Origin of the sequence: Streptomyces sp. NBC_00466, assembly GCF_041433995.1 — a bacterium.
Lineage (GTDB): Bacteria > Actinomycetota > Actinomycetes > Streptomycetales > Streptomycetaceae > Streptomyces.
Genome location: NZ_CP107896.1, coordinates 4,330,557 through 4,350,177 on the forward strand (window position 1 = coordinate 4,330,557; position 19,621 = coordinate 4,350,177).

General features: G+C 69.5%; 19 protein-coding genes. 13 read left to right on the plus strand and 6 right to left on the minus strand.

Annotation, left to right across the window (positions count from 1 at the left end):
* Positions 1–14 precede the first annotated feature (14 nt).
* The gene (locus OG210_RS19440; RefSeq protein WP_327297237.1) at positions 15–908 is read right to left on the minus strand and encodes an RNA polymerase sigma factor SigF; all 894 of its coding nucleotides are present in this window, start codon (positions 906–908) and stop codon (positions 15–17) included.
* A 237-nt stretch (positions 909–1,145) separates the two neighbouring features.
* Here OG210_RS19440 and OG210_RS19445 point away from each other — a divergent pair, with 237 nt between their 5' ends.
* From OG210_RS19445 to OG210_RS19470, 6 genes are all read left to right on the plus strand, one after another.
* Positions 1,146–1,514, plus strand: a complete 369-nt coding sequence (locus OG210_RS19445) for an STAS domain-containing protein (RefSeq protein WP_328327249.1) — start codon at positions 1,146–1,148, stop codon at positions 1,512–1,514.
* A 117-nt stretch (positions 1,515–1,631) separates the two neighbouring features.
* Complete coding sequence (locus tag OG210_RS19450) at positions 1,632–2,123, plus strand: ATP-binding protein (RefSeq protein WP_371537905.1); 492 nt, start codon at positions 1,632–1,634, stop codon at positions 2,121–2,123.
* Between the two features lie 149 nt (positions 2,124–2,272).
* Entirely contained in the window at positions 2,273–2,977 is a 705-nt protein-coding gene (locus OG210_RS19455; RefSeq protein WP_328327245.1) for a peptidase, read from the plus strand.
* A 47-nt stretch (positions 2,978–3,024) separates the two neighbouring features.
* Positions 3,025–4,038, plus strand: coding sequence for a hypothetical protein (locus tag OG210_RS19460; RefSeq protein ID WP_328327243.1), 1,014 nt, complete (start codon positions 3,025–3,027; stop codon positions 4,036–4,038).
* A 2-nt stretch (positions 4,039–4,040) separates the two neighbouring features.
* On the plus strand, positions 4,041–5,162 hold the full coding sequence (locus OG210_RS19465) for a hypothetical protein (RefSeq protein ID WP_328335450.1): 1,122 nt from the start codon (positions 4,041–4,043) through the stop codon (positions 5,160–5,162).
* Between the two features lie 14 nt (positions 5,163–5,176).
* On the plus strand, positions 5,177–6,571 hold the full coding sequence (locus OG210_RS19470) for a hypothetical protein (RefSeq protein ID WP_371537908.1): 1,395 nt from the start codon (positions 5,177–5,179) through the stop codon (positions 6,569–6,571).
* Between the two features lie 177 nt (positions 6,572–6,748).
* Here the strand turns inward: OG210_RS19470 and OG210_RS19475 are convergent, their stop codons facing one another.
* A complete protein-coding gene (locus tag OG210_RS19475; protein WP_328327239.1) occupies positions 6,749–8,230 on the minus strand; it encodes an oligopeptide:H+ symporter in 1,482 nt (493 codons plus the stop codon).
* 465 nt (positions 8,231–8,695) lie between these two features.
* On the opposite strand from OG210_RS19475, the gene OG210_RS19480 reads away from it, so the two are divergent.
* Both OG210_RS19480 and OG210_RS19485 read left to right on the plus strand, forming a co-directional pair.
* Positions 8,696–9,373: a response regulator transcription factor gene (locus tag OG210_RS19480; protein WP_328317821.1), complete on the plus strand. Its 678-nt coding sequence runs from the start codon at positions 8,696–8,698 to the stop codon at positions 9,371–9,373.
* A gap of 100 nt (positions 9,374–9,473) precedes the next feature.
* Entirely contained in the window at positions 9,474–10,757 is a 1,284-nt protein-coding gene (locus OG210_RS19485) for an ATP-binding protein (protein WP_328327234.1), read from the plus strand.
* A gap of 31 nt (positions 10,758–10,788) precedes the next feature.
* Here OG210_RS19485 and OG210_RS19490 read toward each other — a convergent pair whose 3' ends face one another.
* A complete protein-coding gene (locus OG210_RS19490) occupies positions 10,789–11,274 on the minus strand; it encodes a GtrA family protein (RefSeq protein ID WP_328327232.1) in 486 nt (161 codons plus the stop codon).
* A 154-nt stretch (positions 11,275–11,428) separates the two neighbouring features.
* Here OG210_RS19490 and OG210_RS19495 point away from each other — a divergent pair, with 154 nt between their 5' ends.
* The 3 genes from OG210_RS19495 to OG210_RS19505 are packed head-to-tail and all read left to right on the plus strand — an operon-like array spanning position 11,429 to position 14,325.
* The gene (locus tag OG210_RS19495; protein WP_328327229.1) at positions 11,429–12,580 is read left to right on the plus strand and encodes a 5-(carboxyamino)imidazole ribonucleotide synthase; all 1,152 of its coding nucleotides are present in this window, start codon (positions 11,429–11,431) and stop codon (positions 12,578–12,580) included.
* Entirely contained in the window at positions 12,577–13,128 is a 552-nt protein-coding gene (gene purE, locus OG210_RS19500; protein ID WP_327297248.1) for a 5-(carboxyamino)imidazole ribonucleotide mutase, read from the plus strand. Before OG210_RS19495 ends, purE begins: the two co-directional genes overlap by 4 nt.
* Before the next feature lie 9 nt (positions 13,129–13,137).
* Positions 13,138–14,325, plus strand: a complete 1,188-nt coding sequence (locus OG210_RS19505; RefSeq protein WP_328327227.1) for a dipeptidase — start codon at positions 13,138–13,140, stop codon at positions 14,323–14,325.
* 80 nt (positions 14,326–14,405) lie between these two features.
* On the opposite strand, the gene OG210_RS19510 is transcribed toward OG210_RS19505, so the two are convergent.
* Complete coding sequence (locus OG210_RS19510; RefSeq protein ID WP_328327225.1) at positions 14,406–14,768, minus strand: VOC family protein; 363 nt, start codon at positions 14,766–14,768, stop codon at positions 14,406–14,408.
* Between the two features lie 99 nt (positions 14,769–14,867).
* Positions 14,868–16,211, minus strand: coding sequence for a UDP-glucose/GDP-mannose dehydrogenase family protein (locus OG210_RS19515; protein WP_328327223.1), 1,344 nt, complete (start codon positions 16,209–16,211; stop codon positions 14,868–14,870).
* A gap of 165 nt (positions 16,212–16,376) precedes the next feature.
* Here OG210_RS19515 and OG210_RS19520 point away from each other — a divergent pair, with 165 nt between their 5' ends.
* Positions 16,377–17,534 (plus strand): acyl-CoA dehydrogenase family protein, encoded by a 1,158-nt coding sequence (locus OG210_RS19520; RefSeq protein WP_328327221.1) that lies wholly within the window; start codon positions 16,377–16,379, stop codon positions 17,532–17,534.
* 95 nt (positions 17,535–17,629) lie between these two features.
* Here the strand turns inward: OG210_RS19520 and OG210_RS19525 are convergent, their stop codons facing one another.
* Positions 17,630–18,889: an LCP family protein gene (locus OG210_RS19525; protein WP_328327219.1), complete on the minus strand. Its 1,260-nt coding sequence runs from the start codon at positions 18,887–18,889 to the stop codon at positions 17,630–17,632.
* Positions 18,890–19,008: 119 nt separating this feature from the next.
* On the opposite strand from OG210_RS19525, the gene OG210_RS19530 reads away from it, so the two are divergent.
* Positions 19,009–19,533: an acyl-CoA thioesterase gene (locus tag OG210_RS19530; RefSeq protein ID WP_328327217.1), complete on the plus strand. Its 525-nt coding sequence runs from the start codon at positions 19,009–19,011 to the stop codon at positions 19,531–19,533.
* Positions 19,534–19,621 lie beyond the last annotated feature (88 nt).

Consider the following 19,621-nt stretch of genomic DNA (forward strand, 5'->3'; position numbering starts at 1 on the left):
CTGCTGACGGCGCCTCACTGCTCCAGCGTCAACCCCTTGCGCAGCTTCACCAGCGTGCGCGACAGCAGCCGCGACACGTGCATCTGCGAGATGCCCAGCTCTTCGCCGATCTCCGACTGCGTCATGTTGGCGACGAAGCGCAGCGACAGGATCTGCCGGTCGCGCGAGGGGAGCCCGGCTATGAGGGGCTTGAGCGACTCGATGTACTCGACGCCTTCGAGGTCGTGGTCCTCGTAGCCGATCCGGTCGGCCAGCGCGCCCTCGGACTCGTCCTCCTCGGGCTGGGCGTCGAGCGAGCTGGCGGTGTACGCGTTGCTCGCCGCCATCCCTTCGACGACCTCTTCCTTGGTCAGGTCGAGGCGTGCGGCGAGTTCCGCCACGGTCGGGGCGCGGTCGAGCTGCTGGGCGAGCTCGTCGCCGGCCTTGGCGAGGTCGAGACGGAGCTCCTGGAGACGGCGCGGCACCCGCACCGACCAGGACGTGTCACGGAAGAAGCGCTTGATCTCGCCGATGATCGTCGGCATCGCGAACGTGGGGAATTCCACGCCCCTGCTGAGCTCGAAGCGGTCTATCGCCTTGATCAGGCCGATCGTGCCGACCTGGATGATGTCTTCCATCGGTTCGCTGCGTGAGCGGAACCGGGAGGCGGCGAACTTGACCAGGGCCAGGTTGAGCTCGACGAGCGTGTTGCGGACATACGCGTACTCGTGCGTTCCCTCTTCGAGGGACTCCAGCCGCGAGAAGAGCGTCTTCGACAGGGCCCTGGCGTCCAGCGGACCCACTTCGCCGTACGGCGGAATCTCAGGAAAATCCTCGATTCCGGACTCGATCCGGTGGGGCTGGGTAGGACGTGCAGTCGACGCATCGCTGCGGGATTCGTCGAGCCGGGGTGACATGGTGTCCTCCATGGTTCTCGGCATATGGCTGCCGATGCCTGTGTTCAGCGGTGTAGCGGCGCCTCCAAAGCCGGCCATGTTCGAATGCTGTCGGCTACTACCCCTATCGGCTTGTGGCGGACAAGCGCAAGTGTTAAATGTCCGTATTGGTAAGGTTTGTTGGGGTTGTTCGGCTACCGGTCGGCGTGTGGAAGGCGTAGTCTTCGTCGCACGTCAGCGACATCTCCAACACGGCGAAGAGGGACGGACATGGACCGCGGGACGGTCGGCAGCACGAACCGGGGCCGGCTTCAGGTCGAAGTCAGGTCCGTGGGCCGGAGTGAGGTCGTGACTCCGGCAGGTGAGCTTGATCACCACACTGCCGAATTGCTGAGCGAGCCGCTGGATCAGGCGCTGGAGCGGGGCCGGTCGCGACTGGTCATCGACTGCTCCCAGCTGGAATTCTGCGACTCGACGGGACTGAACGTGCTCCTCGGGGCCCGCCTCAAGGCGGAGGCCGCCGGGGGTGGGGTTCACCTGGCCGGGATGCTTCCCGTGGTGGCCAGAGTGTTCGAGATCACAGGCGCCGAGGCGGTCTTCACCGTGCACGATTGTCTCGAAGACGCGCTGCGCGACTGATCCGCACACTCTGTAGAAAGAAATGAGTGTTGTCACCATTAGGCAGGGCAGGAGTCCCTCCGCAATCTTTGTACCGCTGACTTTTTTGAACCGGTGAATCGGTGAGGTGAAGCGCTGATGAGCACCACCCGGCAGCAGCCGCCGGGGGACCTCGGCCCCGAGCGCGACGGCGCCGGACCAGCCTCCACCGTGTCCGCCGAAGGCCGCAGTCGCACGCTCTCCCTGCAGAGCGCGAGCGGCATTGTCCCGCTGGCGCGTGATTTCACGCGCCAGGCGCTCTACGACTGGGCCTGGCTGCCCGCCGGGAGCGCCGACCGCCGTGCCGCGGCGGAGGACGTCCTGTTGGTCGTGTCCGAGCTGGTCACCAACGCGTGCCTGCACGCCGAGGGTCCCGAGGAGCTCCGCGTCTCGTACGGGCAGAAGGTGCTCCGTCTCGAGGTCGTCGACCGCGGCGCGGGCCAGCCCGCACCGCGCAGCCCGCACCGGGCCGGCCGGCCCGGCGGGCACGGCATGTTCATCGTGGAGCGGCTCTGCCTCGACTGGGGCGTGGTCCGTACGTCCGGCAGGCCCGGCAAGATGGTCTGGGCCGAGCTGGCCGCACCGGCTTAGAGTTCCACCCCTTTTCTCCCCTTCCCCTGAGCGCACCGATCCGGTGCGCTCTTTGTCTTCCCTCGGCAAGGGCTCCGGCGTACCTTGAGCGCCCAATCTGATGTGTCGTCAGTAACTTAGCGGCGGCATCCGGCATAAGGGGTTTCGAGGTGTCGTACCAGAAGCGGACAGCGTTTGCGCTGGCGGCGGCCGTCGCGGGCTCGGTGGTGCTGATGACCGCACCGGCAGCCCAGGCCGACGTGGTGGACGTCAACTACCAGTGCAAAACGCCGATCGGTAACAAGGGAGCCGTCTCGCCCATCGACATCAAGGGCGTCAAGAGCGGCAGCGGCTACACCCTCACCATGTCCTTCCAGAAAGGCGTCTCGTCCAGCCCGGTCGAACTGGGCAAGGGCGCCATGAAGCCCAGCGCGCTCATCAAGCTGGGCGGCGCCGAGAGCGGGACGGTCCCGGTCGCGGGAGCGACCAACTCGGCGGCCATACCCGCCAACTCACCCATCAAGATCAGTGACCTGTCGGGCACCTACACGCCCAAGAAGAGCGGCAAGGTCACCTTCACCGCGTCGACGCTGACCATCAAGGCGCTCGGCACGACGACCACCTGCACCCCGTCCAACAGCCCCAAGCCCTCACTGGAACTGACGGTCGCCGGATCGGGCGGCGGCGGTACGAGCGGTGGCAGCGGTTCCACGGGCGGTGGCTCCGGGTCGTCGCAGAGCACACCGGGCGGCAGCCTGCCGAAGACCGGGCCGCTCGACTCCACGATGGCGCTCGGCACGCTCGGCGGGACCGTGCTGCTCAGCGGGGCCGCGGGGGTGCTGTGGCTGACCCGGCGGGGCCAGCGGTCCGCCTGACACCTGCCGGGACCAGGGAGGCGGTCCAAGCAACAGGGAGTTCTCTCATGCTCACGCGCAACATCCGTTCCGCCGTGCTCACGGCTGCCGTACTGCTCTGCTCCGCCGTGCCCGCGCTCGTACCCGCGGCCGCGGCGGAGCCGGCGGCCGGCGGATCCGGCTGGACGGCGGCGCCCGCGTCCGGCGCGGGGACCAGGCCCAGCGCCGACGGCCGGCCGTACTTCTATCTGGAGGGCGCACCGGGGACCGTCCTGGAGGACACCCTGGCGCTGACCAACCCGGGGAAGAAGGCCGTGACCGTACGGCTGCGGGGGGCCGAGGCGTACAACACGGCATCCGGCGGTTCCGCGTTCCGCGCCACGGGCCACACCTGGATCATCCCGGCCGCCCGCACGGTGCAGGTCCCGGCGCGCACCAGCGCCCGGGTCCCCTTCAGCGTCACGGTCCCCGCCACCGCCGAACCGGGCGACCATCCGGCCGCGATCGTGGCGGCGGCGGGCGGGCGCGAGACCGGGGTGCGGGTGCAGCTGCGGGTGAGCGGACCGACGCTCTCGGCGCTGACCGTCGAGGACGTCCGGGTCGACAAGGGCCAGGGGCTGATCCACTACACGGTGGTGAACCGCGGCAACACCGCCCTCACCCCGCACCTCGACGTACGCACCGACGGCCTCATCAGCGGCGCCCACCACCTCACCGGGCGCACGCTGCCGGTTGAACTGCTGCCCGGACGGCGCGCACGGCTCACGGAGAAGTGGCCGCACCCGCCGGCGCTCGATTCGGCATCCGTGCACCTCACGGTGGTGGCCGGGGGCGGAGCACACGGGACGGGGGCCGCGTCCGCGGTGTTCGTGCCGTGGTGGCGCGTGGCGGGCGCCGCGGTCCTGGTGCTCGTGGGTACGGGCGGCTGGTTCGCCGTACGGCGCAGACGCCGCCGGGGAGACGGGCCGGGCTCCGGGCCGGACCCGTACGCGGGCGACAGCGGCACCAGCGACAGCGACAGCAGCACCAGCGACACGCAGTACACCGACAGCGAACCGGCGACGGCGGGAGCGGCAACGTGAAGATCGAACCCGCCCGGTGGCTGCGGGCCACCGGGAGCAGGGGAGCCGGAGCCGCCCTGGCCTTTCTCCTGGCACTGCTCCCCGTCCTGGTCCTGTCCCCGGCAACCGGCGCCGCCGCGGCCGGCAAGCCCGGCGCCACGCTCTCCCAGCAACAGGCGGGCAAGGGCGGCGACATCACCGTCAAGGGCACCGGCTGGCGCCCCGACGCGCTGCTCATGATGCTGATCTGTGGTCAGGCCACCCCGGCCCGGGGCGTGATCGGCGGCACCAACTCCTGTGCCAACTCCGAGGGACGCGCCGTCACCACCGACTCCAAGGGCGGTTTCAGCAAGAAGCTGCCGGTCGCCGAGCCGCCCAAACCCTGCCCGTGCGTGGTGCACATCGCGACCGTCACCGGTGAACAGGCCGCGGCCGACGTGGTGTTCAAGGTCGCGGGACATCCGGTCGCGGCCCTGCCGAAACCCCCGCCCGGCGGGCGGCTGGCGGTCCTGTCCGACGCCCGGCTCGAAGGGTCGAGCGGGATCCTCACCTGGTTCGGGGCGCCGCCGAGCCGGACCATCGTCTTCACCGTGGGCAATCTCGGCTCGACGCCCGTCAAGGACCCGCTCTTCTCCCTCGGCACCTCGCACGGCGTGTTCGCCCCGCAGTGGCAGGACGGCCAGTGGCACGGCACCGTCGCACCCGGCAAGAAGGCGCAGATCAGACTGGACACCGAACTGTCCGCGGGCGCCCACGGCGACTACCAGGTCGCGGTGAAGTACGCCGGCAAGGTGATGGTCGAGCAGCCCTGGGGCGTAGGGCGCCCGTGGGGCGTCACGTTCTTCTGGCTGCTGCTGTGCGTGGTCGTACCCGCCGCGATCTTCCGTATCGGCATGGCGGTCGTCGACAAGGTCAGGCCGCGGGGCGCACGCGGTACGGCCGGTGGCGCCGGCCGTCACCGGAACGCGCTGCTGCCCGGACTCGCCGTGAGAATGCCCGCGTTCCGCAGGCCCGAGCGGACGGCATCGCCGTCCGGTGACGGGCCGCCCTCTACGGCCACGGTTCTGCCGTGGTTCACCCCGGACACCGCACCGTCTGAGAACCACCCGGCCGAGAAGCACCCGACGACGAAGGGAAACTCGTGATCAGACAACGGAGGATGAGCGCGGCAGGATTCGCGCTGATGCTCGGCGGTGCGGGGATCATGCTGGCCGCGGGCCCTGCCCAGGCCGCGGACGTCTCGTACAAGACCGAGTGCATACCGCCCTCGATTTCCGGCCTGCCGCCCATCGAGGGCACGACCCAAGTGGCGATCACCGCGCCCGCCACCGCGAAGGTGGGCGACGAGGTCGATGTCGTGTGGAAGACGGTCTCGGCCGCCTCCAAGAACCCCGACATCCTCGATCTGGACGCCAACACCGTGCAGCCGACCGGCACGGTCAAGGTCGGCGGGGCCCAGACAGCGGATCTGGCAGTGCAGGGGCCCCGGACCAACCCGCCCATTCCCAAGGGCGCCCCGATGGTCCTCTCCGACATGACGGCCAAGCTGAAGCTGACCAAGGCCGGGGACGTCACGCTGACGGCCGACAAGTACAACATCAACGTCAGCAAGCCGATCTCCACGGACACCAAGTGCTCGCCCAAGGAGACGGTGAAGCCGTCGGCCACCATCAAGGTCACGGACGGCGGCGGCACGACCACCGGCGGGACCACGACGGGCGGTACGACCACCGGCGGGACCACGACGGGCGGCACGGCCGCCGGCGGGACCACGACCGGCGGTACGACCACCGGCGGCACGACGACCGGCGGTACGACCACGGGCGGCACGACGGCCGGGACCACCACCGGCGGTACGAGCACCGGCGGCAGCACCACGGGCGGCACCGGGGGCGGGACCGACTTCCCCGGCAAGCAGGTCTCCGTGGCCTACGCCTGCAAGACGCCCATCGGCGACAAGAACGCCACATCGCCGGTGCAGATCAACGCGAAGAAGAGCGGCGGGGACTACGGCCTCACCGTGAAGTTCAGCAAGTCCGTGATGGACAGCCCGGCCGACATCCCCGCCGGTTCGGTCGTCCCGTCCATGGACGTCAAGCTGGGCGGCTCCGACAAGGGCACGGTCCATGTGGTGGGCCCGGCCAACAAGTCGGCCATCAAGTCGGGTGCGCCCATCGAGATCCCCGACCTCACCGGCACGTACAAGCCGGGCGCCACCGGCAAGACGACGCTCAGCCCCGGCGTACTGACGGTCAAGGCGCTCGGTACGACCACCACCTGCACCCCGCCGGCGAACGTCGCCGTCTCACTGCAACTGGACACGTCGGCCCAGCCGGGCGGCGCGTCGGGTGGCACGTCCACCGGCGGTACCACCGGCGGCACCGCGACGGGCGGCTCGGGCGGCAGCACCAGCACCAGCGGTGGCCTCGCCGAGACCGGTGCGAGTGACAACGGCGGTCTGCGGGCGCTCGGCCTGGTGGCCGGCACGGTGATCCTGCTGGGCGGCGCGGTGTTCACCTTCACCCCGTGGAGGAGGCTGCGCGGCACCCGCTGACCCCCGGGCACAAAGCACAAGACACAGCGCACAGCGCACCGGGTCCGCCGCCGTCACCGGGAGGGCCCGGCGCGTACCGGACAGGTCCGAAGCCCAGCGCGTACGAGACAGGCCCCGCCGCACCTGACCGGTGCGGCGGGGCCTGTCTCGTACGGAACGGAGCGGGTACGGACCGCGTCAGCGGACCTCGCCCATGAGTTCCTTGACCTTGCGCCGGTACATCCAGATCGCTATCGCAGCGACCACCGCGAGCGCCGCCTCAAGACCGACGATGCCGGACTTGTTGAGGTTCACACCGGCCAGCGACATCAGGCTGGTGAAGCAGTCGCCCGCCGTGACGGCGAGGAACCACACACCCATCATCTGGCTGGCGTACTTCGCCGGGGCCATCTTCGTGGTCACCGAGAGGCCGACCGGGGAGAGGCAGAGCTCACCGACGGTCTGGATGAAGTAGATCGCCACCAGCCACATCGGGCTGACCTTCGAGCCGTCCGTCGTCGACATCAGCGGCAGCATGAAGACAAAGAACGAGATGCCGATCAGGAAGAGGCCCGAGACGAACTTGACGACCGTGCTCGGCTCCTTGCCCCGCTTGTTGAGGGCCAGCCAGATCCAGGCGACGACCGGGGCCAGCGCCATGATGAAGACCGGGTTCACCGACTGGTACCAGGACGTCGGGAAGTGGAAGCCGAGCAGGCTGTTCGTCGTGGAGTTCTCACCGAAGAGCGACATCGTGGAGCCGCCCTGGTCGTAGATCATCCAGAAGACGGCCGCGGCCACGAAGAACCAGATGTACCCGGACATCTTCTTCTGCTCCTGGCCCGACAGGTCGCGGTCGCGCTTGATGCGCACCAGGACACCGATCGGGATGAGCAGACCGAGCACGGTGATCGGGTAGAGCGCCCAGTTCTGGGTGAAGGCACCGCTGAAGATCACGATGCCGTAGAAGACCGCGGCGATGATCAGGCAGATCAGGCCCTTGGTCAGGGTCGAGCTGCGCTCCTGCGCCGACAGCGGCTTCGGGACGATGCTGCTGCGCGCGTTCAGGTGGCGGGTGCCGACGAGGAACTGGATCAGGCCCATCGCCATGCCGAGCGCCGCGAGGGCGAAGCCGAGGTGCCAGTTGACGTTCTCGCCGACCGTGCCGATGACCAGCGGCGCGAGGAAGGCACCGAGGTTGATGCCCATGTAGAAGACGGTGAAGCCACCGTCGCGGCGCGGGTCGTCCGGACCCTTGTACAGGTGGCCGACCATCGTGGAGATGTTGGCCTTCAGCAGTCCGGAACCGAACGCGACGAGAGCCAGACCCGCGAAGAACGCACCCGTACTGGGCAGCGCCAGTGTGAGGTGCCCGACCATGATGACCGAGGCCGCGATGGCGACCGTCTTACGGGGCCCCCAGACACGGTCGCCGAACCAGCCGCCGGGCATGGCGAGCAGGTAGACCATCGCCAGGTAGATCGAGTAGATCGCCGTGGCGGTGGCCGCGCTCAGGTGCGGACCGCTGTTGGACACCAGGTACAGCGGAAGCAGAGCCCTCATGCCGTAGAAGCTGAAACGCTCCCACATCTCCGTCATGAAGAGCGTTGCCAGGCCGCGGGGGTGTCCGAAGAAGGTCTTTTCCGGGGTCTCCGGAGCCTTCGTCAGGCTTGACGCCATGGTCGTTCCTTGCTTTTCGGGACGCGTCGCAGATCGGAGACGCGCCCGGTGGGGGGTGGCCGGCACCGGGATGATCCGTCCCCGCCCCACGCCTGAGGGGCCAGCCGGACGTCATCCGGACCGAAGGGGGAGACCACACCGGGATCCACGCTCCGCGCGCTTCCTCGCACACAGGGCCCGGCCGCTAGGTCATTCACTGTCCACGCGGCCGATATGCCGGCCGCGCACAGAATAAAGGGGTCTTTGGCGCCTCATGGCAGGCCAAAGAACCTCAAGTACTGCTACAGGCGTCTCGCCACCATAAAGAGCCAGCTGCGGCATTTGAAAGGGGTTGAGACATGGATCACAGGTGAATGCCGGAACCGGCCGCTGTATTCGAAGGTAACAATCCGTATGGTCACCCAGACCCGCAGCCCTTCGCGATCACCTCACGAGCACGACCCGTCGCGGTCTACCATCACCTTCATGACCCGTGTACTGCTCGCCGAGGACGACGCATCCATCTCGGAGCCGCTGGCCCGCGCACTGCGTCGGGAGGGTTACGAGGTCGAGGTGCGGGAAGACGGACCGACCGCGCTCGACGCCGGCCTTCAAGGAGGGATCGACCTGGTCGTCCTGGATCTGGGCCTGCCCGGCATGGACGGCCTGGAGGTGGCCAGGCGGCTGCGCGCCGACGGGCACACCGTGCCCGTCCTGGTGCTCACCGCCCGCGCCGACGAGGTCGACACGGTGGTCGGCCTGGACGCCGGTGCCGACGACTACGTCACCAAGCCGTTCCGGCTCGCCGAACTGCTGGCGCGGGTCCGGGCCCTGCTGCGGCGTGGCGCCGCCGATACCGCCCCGCAGCCCGCCACCCACGGCGTACGGATCGACGTCGAGTCGCACCGCGCCTGGATGGGCGACGAGGAACTCCAGCTCACCGCAAAGGAGTTCGACCTGCTGCGGGTCCTGGTCAGGGACGCCGGCCGGGTCGTCACCCGGGACCAGCTGATGCGCGAGGTCTGGGACACCACCTGGTGGTCGTCCACCAAGACGCTCGACATGCACATCTCCTGGCTGCGCAAGAAGCTCGGCGACGACGCGGCGAACCCGCGCTACATCGCCACCGTGCGGGGCGTCGGCTTCCGCTTCGAGAAGAGCTGAGGCGGGGGCCGCAGGCCGAGGCCGCGGGCGTAGAACCGTTCCGGTCCCACGGGCGTAGAACCGTTCCGGTCCCACGGGCGGCGACTGCGACACTTGCCGCATGCGCCGCCGACTCATCAACTCCACGCTCGCCGTCGTACTCGTCGTGATCGCCGTCTTCGGCGTCTCGCTCGTCATCGTCGAGACGCGCACCATCAGCAGCAGTGCCCAGGAGAGCGTGGACTCCGAGGCGCTGCGCCTCGCGAGCATCGTCGAGAGCCGGATCGTCGGCAAGGAACGGGTCACCGGGTCGGTCCTGCACGACCAGGTCGAGGCCCATCGCTACGCGGTGATCAAGATCCCCGGCCGGGACACCGTCAGGCTCGGCACCGAGCCCGAGGGCAGCGTCATCCGGTCCAGGGCGACCGGCGCCCACGGCGAGGAGGTCACGGTCGAGGAAGCGGGCTCCACCGTGACCCGCGAGGTCGGCCGCACCCTGCTCATCATCGGCGCGGTGGCCCTGCTGGCGATCATCTCGGCGGTGCTCCTCGCCGTACGCCAGGCCAACAAGCTCACCTCGCCGCTCACCGACCTCGCCGAGACCGCCGAACGCCTTGGCTCAGGCGACCCGCGCCCCCGCCACAAGAGGTACGCGGTGCCCGAGCTGGACCGGGTCGCCGATGTGCTGGACTCGTCGGCCGAGCGGATCACCAGGATGCTGACCGCCGAGCGCCGGCTGGCCGCCGACGCCTCGCACCAGCTCCGTACGCCGCTGACCGCGCTCTCCATGCGTCTTGAGGAGATCACCCTCACCGAGGACCTGGGCACGGTGAAGGAGGAGGCGACCATCGCGCTGACCCAGGTCGAGCGGCTGACGGACGTCGTGGAGCGGCTGCTGACCAACTCCCGCGACCCCCGCACCGGCTCCGCCGTCACCTTCGATCTGGACGAGGTCGTCACCCAGCAGCTCCAGGAGTGGCGCCCGGCGTACCGCAGCGCGGGGCGCGCGATCGTACGGTCGGGGAAGCGCGGGCTGCGGGCCATCGGCACGCCCGGCGCGGTGGCCCAGGTGATGGCCGCCCTGATCGAGAACTCGCTGATGCACGGTGGCGGCACCGTCGCGGTCCGTACGCGGGTCACCGGCACCCAGACGGTCGTCGAGGTGACGGACGAGGGGCCGGGGGTGCCGTCCGACCTCGGGGCGCGGATCTTCGAGCGGACCATCAGCGGCCGCAACTCCACCGGTATCGGCCTCGCCGTGGCCCGTGACCTGGCGGAGGCGGACGGCGGACGGCTCGAAATGCTCCAGCAGCACCCGCCGGTCTTCGCGCTCTTCCTGAGCCGGGTGTCGAAGAACCCGCCGCAGCAGAGCAGCGTCCCGGATCCGCAGCCGACGATCCGGTGACCGGGCGGGGCCCGGTCCGGCCCGGAGGGGCCTACTCCGGCCCGGCCTCCACCAGAGGCCCGGGAGACGGGGCCGGCTCCGGTGTGGGCAGCGCCCGGAACACCCAGGTGCGGTAGGACCAGAAGCGGAAGAGGGTCGCGACGGCGATACCGAGGAACTTGAAGAAGTTGCTCTGCAGCGGGGAGTTCCAGTCGGCGCCGTACGTCGCCGCGTAGAGGACCCCGTTCTCGATGACCGCCCCGACCAGGCTGAACAGCAGGAACAGCCCCATCTCGCGGGCCCGGCCGTTCTTCTCGCGGTCCCGGTAGGCGAAGTACCGCAGGCCGGCGTAGTTGAAGACGACCGCGATGACGGTCGCCAGCACACTGGCCCGTACGACCTGGAGAGAGGTCGTGTGCCGGAGCAGGTTGAACGCCGCCATGTTGACCAGCAGGCCCAGCGCGCCCACCGCGCCGAACTTGGCGACCTCGCGCCAGAGCCGCTGCACCCGCGTCCGCATCCCGCCGGAATCGCTCATGGTGGTCGGTAGCCCCGTTCGGTCGAGTGGGTCGGGTCGGCGTTCGGTCGAGCCGGTCAACGCGACCATGCTAGCCAGTGCTCCGTTCGGGTGCCCGGTCAAGGCTGTGACGTGCTGGCATGCGGGGTACGGGCCTGCGGATACCCTGGGGTACGTGACGTTCCCCGTAGTCGGCATGGTCGGTGGCGGACAGCTCGCCCGGATGACCCACGAGGCGGGTATCCCCCTCGGCCTCAGATTCAAGTTGCTCAGTGACACCCCGCAGGACTCGGCGGCCCAGGTGGTCAGCGAAGTCGTCGTCGGCGACTACCGCGACCTGGACACGCTGCGCGCCTTCGCGCGCGGCTGCGATGTGATCACCTTCGACCACGAGCATGTGCCCACCGAGCACCTGCGCGCCCTGGAGGCGGACGGCATCCCCGTCCGGCCGGGCCCGCACGCGCTGGTGCATGCCCAGGACAAGGGGGTGATGCGCGAGCGGCTCACCGCGATCGGGGCCCCCTGCCCCCGCCACCGCATCGTCTCCGACCCGGCCGACGCGGTCGCCTTCGCGGACGAGGTGGGCGGCTTCCCGGTCATCCTCAAGACGGTCCGGGGCGGCTACGACGGCAAGGGCGTCTGGTTCGTACGCTCCCTCGCGGACGCCGAAGCCCCCTTCAAGGCGGGCGTCCCGGTCCTGGCCGAGGAGAAGGTCGACTTCGTACGGGAGCTGGCGGCGAACGTCGTACGCTCCCCGCACGGCCAGGCCGTGGCCTACCCGGTGGTCGAGTCCCAGCAGGTCGACGGGGTCTGCGACACCGTGATCGCCCCCGCGCCCGGCATCAGCGAGGAGCTGGCGGGCGAGGCCCAGCAGCTCGCTCTGCGGATCGCCGCCGAGCTGGACGTGACCGGCCACCTCGCGGTCGAACTCTTCGAGGTCCGCGGACCGGACGGCACACCCGGCGTCCTCGTGAACGAGCTGGCGATGCGCCCGCACAACTCCGGCCACTGGACCCAGGACGGCGCGATCACCTCGCAGTTCGCCAACCATGTGCGCGCGGTCCTGGACCTGCCGCTCGGCGACCCGCGCCCGCGCGCCCGCTGGACGGTCATGTGCAACGTCCTGGGCGGCGACTTCCCGGACATGTACCAGGCCTATCTGCACTGCATGGCCCGCGACCCCCAGCTCAAGATCCACATGTACGGCAAGGACGTGAAGCCGGGGCGCAAGGTCGGCCACGTCAACACCTACGGCGACGACCTCGACGAGGCACTGGAACGCGCCCGTCATGCCGCCGGATACCTGCGAGGGACGATCACCGAATGACCTCTCCGTCAGCTCCCGCGGCCTCTGCCGCTCCCGTGGTCGGCATCGTGATGGGCTCGGACTCCGACTGGCCCGTCATGGAGGCCGCGGCCAAGGCCCTGGACGAGTTCGGAGTGGCGTACGAGGTGGACGTCGTCTCCGCCCACCGGATGCCGCGCGAGATGATCGCGTACGGCGAGCACGCCGACGGGCGGGGGCTCCGGGCGATCATCGCGGGCGCCGGGGGAGCGGCCCATCTGCCGGGGATGCTGGCATCGGTCAGCCCGCTGCCGGTCATCGGCGTCCCGGTGCCGCTCAAGTACCTGGACGGCATGGACTCGCTGCTCTCCATCGTGCAGATGCCGGCCGGCGTCCCGGTGGCGACGGTCTCGGTGGGCGGCGCGCGCAACGCGGGGCTGCTCGCCGTCCGCATCCTGGCCGCGTCCGACCCGCAACTCCAGGACAAGATGCGGGAGTTCCAGCAGAAGCTGAACGACGAAGCGACGGAGAAGGGCACCCGGCTGCGCGCCAGGGCGGCGGGCGCGGAAACCTTCGGATTCGGAAAGTAGGCGGTTCCCATGAGCAATCACCTCACCGAAGCGCTGGACCTGCTCGCCGAGTACCCGGTCGTGGACGGCCACAACGACCTGCCCTGGGCGCTGCGCGAGAACGTCCGGTACGACCTCGACGCGCTGGACATCGCCCGCGACCAGACGGGCCACCTCCACACTGACCTGCACCGGCTGCGCAAGGGCGGCGTCGGCGCGCAGTTCTGGTCGGTCTACGTCCGCAGCGACATGGCGGGCGAGGACGCGGTCAGCGCGACGCTGGAGCAGATCGACGCGGTGGACCAGCTGCTCACCCGCTACCCCAATGACCTGGTCCGCGCAGTGACCGCCGACGACATGGAGAAGGCCAGGAGCCAGGGCCGCATCGCATCCCTGATGGGCGCCGAGGGCGGCCACTCCATCAACAACTCGCTGGGCACCCTGCGCGCCCTGTACATGCTGGGCGTGCGCTACATGACGCTCACGCACAACGACAACATCGCCTGGGCGGACTCCGCGACCGACGTCGTGAAGGCCCGCGGGCTGACCGCCTTCGGCCATGAAGTCGTACGCGAGATGAACCGCACCGGCATGCTGGTGGATCTCTCGCATGTGGCGGCGTCCACGATGCGCGACGCGCTGGCGACCTCCACGGCGCCGGTGATCTTCTCGCACTCCTCGTCCCGTACGGTCTGCGACCACCCGCGCAACATCCCGGACGACGTCCTCGCGCTGCTCCCGGCGAACGGCGGCGTCGCGATGGCCACGTTCGTCCCGAAGTTCATCCTCCCCGAGGCGGTCGCCTGGACCGCCCGCGCGGACGAGAACATGCGCACCCACGGGCTGCACCACCTGAACACCACGCCCGCGGGCCTGAAGGTCCAACGCGCCTTCGAGGAGGCGCACCCCCGCCCGATGGCCACCGCGTCCACGGTCGCCGACCACCTGGACCACATGCGTGAGGTCGCAGGCGTCGACCACATCGGCATCGGCGGCGACTACGACGGCACGGCCTTCACCCCGGCCGGCCTGGAGGACGTGGCGGGCTACCCGAACCTGATCGGTGAGCTGATCGGCCGCGGCTGGTCGAAGCCGGACCTGGCGAAGCTGACCTGGCAGAACGCGGTACGGGTACTGCGCGCTGCGGAGGACGTGGCCCGCGGCCTCCAGTCCGAGCGCGGCCCGTCCAACGCGACCCTGGCTGACCTGGACGGCTGACCGGGGCTGGACGGCTGGACAGTGCGGCCGGGCCGGGCGGAGCACCCCGGCTCAGCCGCACCCGGCAGCCGGCCCGGGTCTCAGCAGGCGCAGAGGCAGAACGGGTGCCCGGCGGGGTCCGCGTACACCCGCCAGGTGCGCGAGTGGTCCGCCGCGTCGAGCACCTTCGCGCCCAGCGCCAGGATCTGCTTCTCGGCCGCGTCCAGATCCTCGACGGTCAGGTCCAGATGGAACTGCTGCGAGCTGTCGCCCGCGGGCCACCGCGGCGGTACGAAGTCCGGCGCCAGCTGGAATTCGAGCGGCGTGCCCGGGTGGCCGGTGAGGCTCACCCACTCCGGGTCCTTGTCCTCGACCGTGCCGCCGAGGATCTCCGCGTAGAAGGCGGCGAGCGCGCGGGGGTCGGGACAGTCCAGAACGACGGAACCGAGCTTGGCCACGGCCATGGTGATCTCCCTGGGTCGGTGGATTGAGGCGGTTACCGGTGTACGCGTCCACAGGTAACGGCCCCATGGTCCCCTCGCCGCTCCCCTCCCACAACGGGATTAGGCCCGCGGCCGCCCCATCGCCCGGTACACCCAGCCGGCCTCGCGCCACGCGACCGGGTCCAGAGCGTTGCGGCCGTCCAGCAGTATCCGTTCGGAGGCCACCGCGCCCAGTGCCGCCGGGTCCAGCTCGCGGAACTCGCGCCACTCCGTGAGGTGCAGGACGACATCCGCGCCGCGTACCGCGTCCAGCGCGGTCTCCGCGTAGCCGAGCGTCGGGAAGAGGCGGCCGGCGTTCTCCATGCCCTTGGGGTCGTAGACCGTGACCTGGCCGCCCTGGAGGTGGATCTGGCCCGCGACGTTCAGCGCGGGGGAGTCCCGTACGTCGTCCGAGTCCGGCTTGAAGGTCGCGCCGAGCACCGCGACCCGCTTGCCCAGGAACGAGCCGCCGCCCACGGCCTCCCGCGCCAGCTCCACCATGTGGCCGCGGCGCCGCATGTTGACCGAGTCGACCTCGCGGAGGAAGGTCAGCGCCTGGTCGGCGCCCAGCTCGCCCGCGCGGGCCATGAAGGCCCTGATGTCCTTGGGCAGGCAGCCGCCGCCGAAGCCGATCCCGGCCCGCAGGAACTTCTTGCCGATGCGCTCGTCGTGCCCGAGTGCCTCCGCCAGCTTCGCGACGTCGCCGTCGGCGGCCTCGCAGACCTCGGCCATCGCGTTGATGAAGGAGATCTTCGTGGCGAGGAAGGAGTTCGCGGCGGTCTTCACCAGCTCGGCCGTGGGGAAGTCGGTCACCACGAACGGCGACCCCTCGCCCACCGGCCCCGCGTACACCTCGCGCAGCAGCTTCTCGGCCCTCTCGCTCTCCACACCGATGACGATCCGGTCGGGGTGCAGGGTGTCCTTGACGGCGAAGCCCTCCCGCAGGAACTCCGGGTTCCACGCCAGCTCCACACCCTCACCGGCGGGCGCCAGCTCCCGGAGTACCCCGGCGAGCCTGGCCGCGCTGCCGACCGGCACGGTCGACTTGCCGACGACCAGCGCGTCCCGCTTCAGATGCGGTGCGAGCCAGCGGAAGGCGTTGTCGACGTACGACATGTCGCAGGCGTACTCGCCGTGCTTCTGCGGGGTGTTGCAGCACACGAAGTGCACATCGCCGAACTCGCCCGCCTCCTCCCACGACGTGGTGAAGCGCAGCCGTCCGGTCGCCCCCTCGATCCCCGCGACGTGCCGCTGCAGAAGCTCTTCGAGTCCGGGCTCGTACATGGGGACGCGGCCCTGCGAGAGCATCTCGATCTTCTCGGGGACGATGTCCAGACCGAGTACGTCGAATCCCAGCTCAGCCATGGCCGCGGCGTGGGTGGCACCGAGATAACCGGTACCGATCACGGTGATTTTCAGGGCCATCAGGGAGCTCCAGGGGGCGTACGGGATCGGGTGCGCGCCCGAGCATAGCCGGGGCGCCCGATACCCGGCCCTGCCCCTGTCGTGCAACTCACGTATCCCTGTGGGCGGACAGCGCCTAAAATCTGGTTACTTAACGGTAGTTAGCATCTTGGGGAGTGAGTGACCTTGGCAGGTTCGCCCGATTTCGACCTGTACCGCCCGGCCGAGGAGCACGACATGCTCCGCGACTCGGTCCGCGCGCTGGCTGAGGCGAAGATCGCACCCTTCGCCGCCGCGGTGGACGAGGAAGCCCGCTTCCCGCAGGAGGCGCTGGACGCACTGACCGCTGCCGACCTGCACGCCGTGCACGTACCCGAGGAGTACGGCGGCGCCGGGGCCGACGCGCTCGCCATGGTCATCGTCATCGAGGAGGTGGCCCGCGTCTGCGCGTCCTCCTCCCTGATCCCGGCCGTCAACAAGCTGGGCTCGCTCCCGGTGATCCTCTCGGGCTCCGAGGACCTCAAGAAGAAGTACATGAGCCGCCTGGCTAAGGGCGAGGGCATGTTCTCGTACTGCCTGAGCGAGCCCGACGCGGGTTCGGACGCGGCCGGCATGAAGACCAGGGCCGTGCGCGACGGGGACTTCTGGGTGCTCAACGGCGTGAAGCGCTGGATCACCAACGCGGGTGTCTCCGAGTACTACACGGTGATGGCCGTCACCGACCCCACCAAGCGTTCCAAGGGCATAAGCGCGTTCGTGGTCGAGAAGTCCGACGAGGGCGTCTCCTTCGGCGCACCCGAGAAGAAGCTCGGCATCAAGGGCTCCCCGACCCGCGAGGTCTACCTCGACAACGTCCGGATCCCCGCCGACCGCATGATCGGCGAGGAGGGCACCGGCTTCGCCACGGCGATGAAGACCCTGGACCACACCCGCATCACGATCGCCGCGCAGGCTCTCGGCATCGCGCAGGGCGCACTCGACTACGCCAAGGGCTACGTCCAGGAGCGCAAGCAGTTCGGCAAGCCGATCGGCGACTTCCAGGGCATCCAGTTCATGCTCGCCGACATGGCGATGAAGCTCGAAGCGGCCCGCCAGCTCACCTACTCGGCCGCCGCGAAGTCGGAGCGCCTCGACGGCGATCTGACGTTCTTCGGCGCGGCCGCCAAGTGCTTCGCGTCGGACGTCGCGATGGAGATCACGACGGACGCGGTCCAGCTCCTCGGCGGGTACGGCTACACGCGTGACTACCCGGTGGAGCGCATGATGCGCGACGCGAAGATCACGCAGATCTACGAGGGCACGAATCAGGTCCAGCGGATCGTGATGGCCCGCAACCTGCCGTAGCGGCCACGGGCCCCCGGGCACAAACAGAGGAAACCCCGGCCGCCGGCCGGGGTTTCCTCTGTTTGTGTCCGTTCGTGCTGGCTAGTGCCGCGGCACTAGTTGCCCGAGACCGTCACCGTGTCGTCGTTCTTCAGCTCCTGCACCAGCTGCGTGACCTTGGTCTTGTCCCAGACCAGGTTGCCGCCGGTGGAGCCCGAGATCGGCATGTTCATCTGCTTGCCGTCGCCGCCCGACACACCCTTCATGGCCCAGAACATGGACGCCAGGTTCCACAGGCTCATGTCCTTGTCCACGATCAACGTGTCAAGGCCCGCGCCCATCACCGGGTAGAGCTTGAAGGGGTTCATGAGCGTGGACGGGGTGGCCGTCTGGGAGGCCAGGGCCGCCAGGAACTTCTGCTGGTTCTTCGTGCGCTGCAGGTCGCTGGCCGCGAAGGCGTGCCGGGTGCGGACGAAGGCCAGGGCCTGGCTGCCGTTGAGGGTCTGCTTGCCCGCCGGGAAGTCGGCGCCGGAGTCCTTGTCCTTGAACGCCTGCGGAATGTCCATCTGGACCCCGCCGACCGCGTCCACGATGCTCGCGAAGCCGTCGAAGCCGATCTCCGCGTAGTGGTCGATGTGCAGCCCGGTGTTGTACTCGATGGTGCGCACCAGCAGCTCCGGGCCGTCCTCCGCGTACGCGGCGTTCAGCTTCGTCTGCCGGCCGGTGTTCGGGTAGAGCTTGCCGGACGTCGAGCCCTTGTACGACGGGATCGTGACGTTCGAGTCACGGGGCAGCGAGACCATCGTGTTCCCGTGATCACCGACGTGCAGGATGATCATGGAGTCGGTGCGCTTGCCCTCGGCGGAGCCGGTGTGCAGCTTCTTCTTGTCGGCCGCGGACATGCCGTCGCGGCTGTCCGAGCCCACGATCAGGTAGTTCGTGCCCTTGCCCGTGGCGGGGCGGTCGATGACCTTGGACAGGTCGACCTCGCGGCGCAGCTTCCCGTCGGCCCAGAAGTACGTACCGATGGAGGTGCCGAGGATCACGATCACCAGGACCAGCGCGCCGATCTTGATGCGGCGGCGCCAGTTCGGGGGAGTGCCCGGACGTGCGGTGGGACGAGGGCCGCCAGTGCCCTGCCCGCCCTGGCCTCTCCGGCTGCCGGGTCCCGAGGGGCCACCCTGCCCGTAGACCTGGCCGGTGTTGTAGCCACTGTCGTACGCGGAGTCGTAGCCGTTGTCGTAACCCTGGTCCTGCTGCTGTCCGCCGTACTGCCGCTGGGCAGGTGGCGTCGAACGCTGCACGTGCCGCATGACCCGAGCACCGTCGGGCTGTGCGTTCTCGCTGCCGCGTCCGTAGCGGTCCCTGTCGTCCATGTGGACCAGTGTGCCGTCACGATGCGTATGTATTACAGGGCGGGTGTGGAATCGCAGCTGTGCTGTTGCAGAGCTGATGCAAAAGTGCCGAGGCACGGGCCCGGCCTAAGCTGGCACGTATGACAGATCTTCCGGGCAAGCCCACCTCGGCCTCACGAACCACCCTGAGTCACATCATGACGGGCAACGACACCAATCTCCTCGGTACCGTGCACGGTGGCGTGATCATGAAACTGGTGGACGACGCGGCTGGTGCCGTGGCCGGCCGGCACTCCGAGGGGCCCGCGGTCACCGCGTCGATGGACGAGATGGTCTTCCTGGAGCCGGTCCGCGTCGGTGACCTGGTCCATGTGAAGGCGCAGGTGAACTGGACCGGCCGGTCGTCGATGGAGGTCGGCGTACGGGTCCTGGCCGAGCGGTGGAACGAGTCGTCCCCGGCCCAGCAGGTCGGCAGCGCCTACCTCGTCTTCGCCGCGGTCGACGCGGACGGCAAGCCCCGGGCCGTACCGCCGGTGGTCCCCGGCAGCGAGCGCGACAAGCGGCGCTACCAGGAGGCGCAGATCCGCCGTACGCACCGGCTGGCCCGGCGCCGCGCGATCAAGGAGCTGCGGGAGCGGCACCTGGCCGACGGCATCGACGACTGAACGAGCGGACGGGCGGGCTGAGCGGGCGGGCTGCCCGCCCCGGGACCGCCGGCCCCTACTCGCGGACCGCTCCTTGCAGACCAACTCG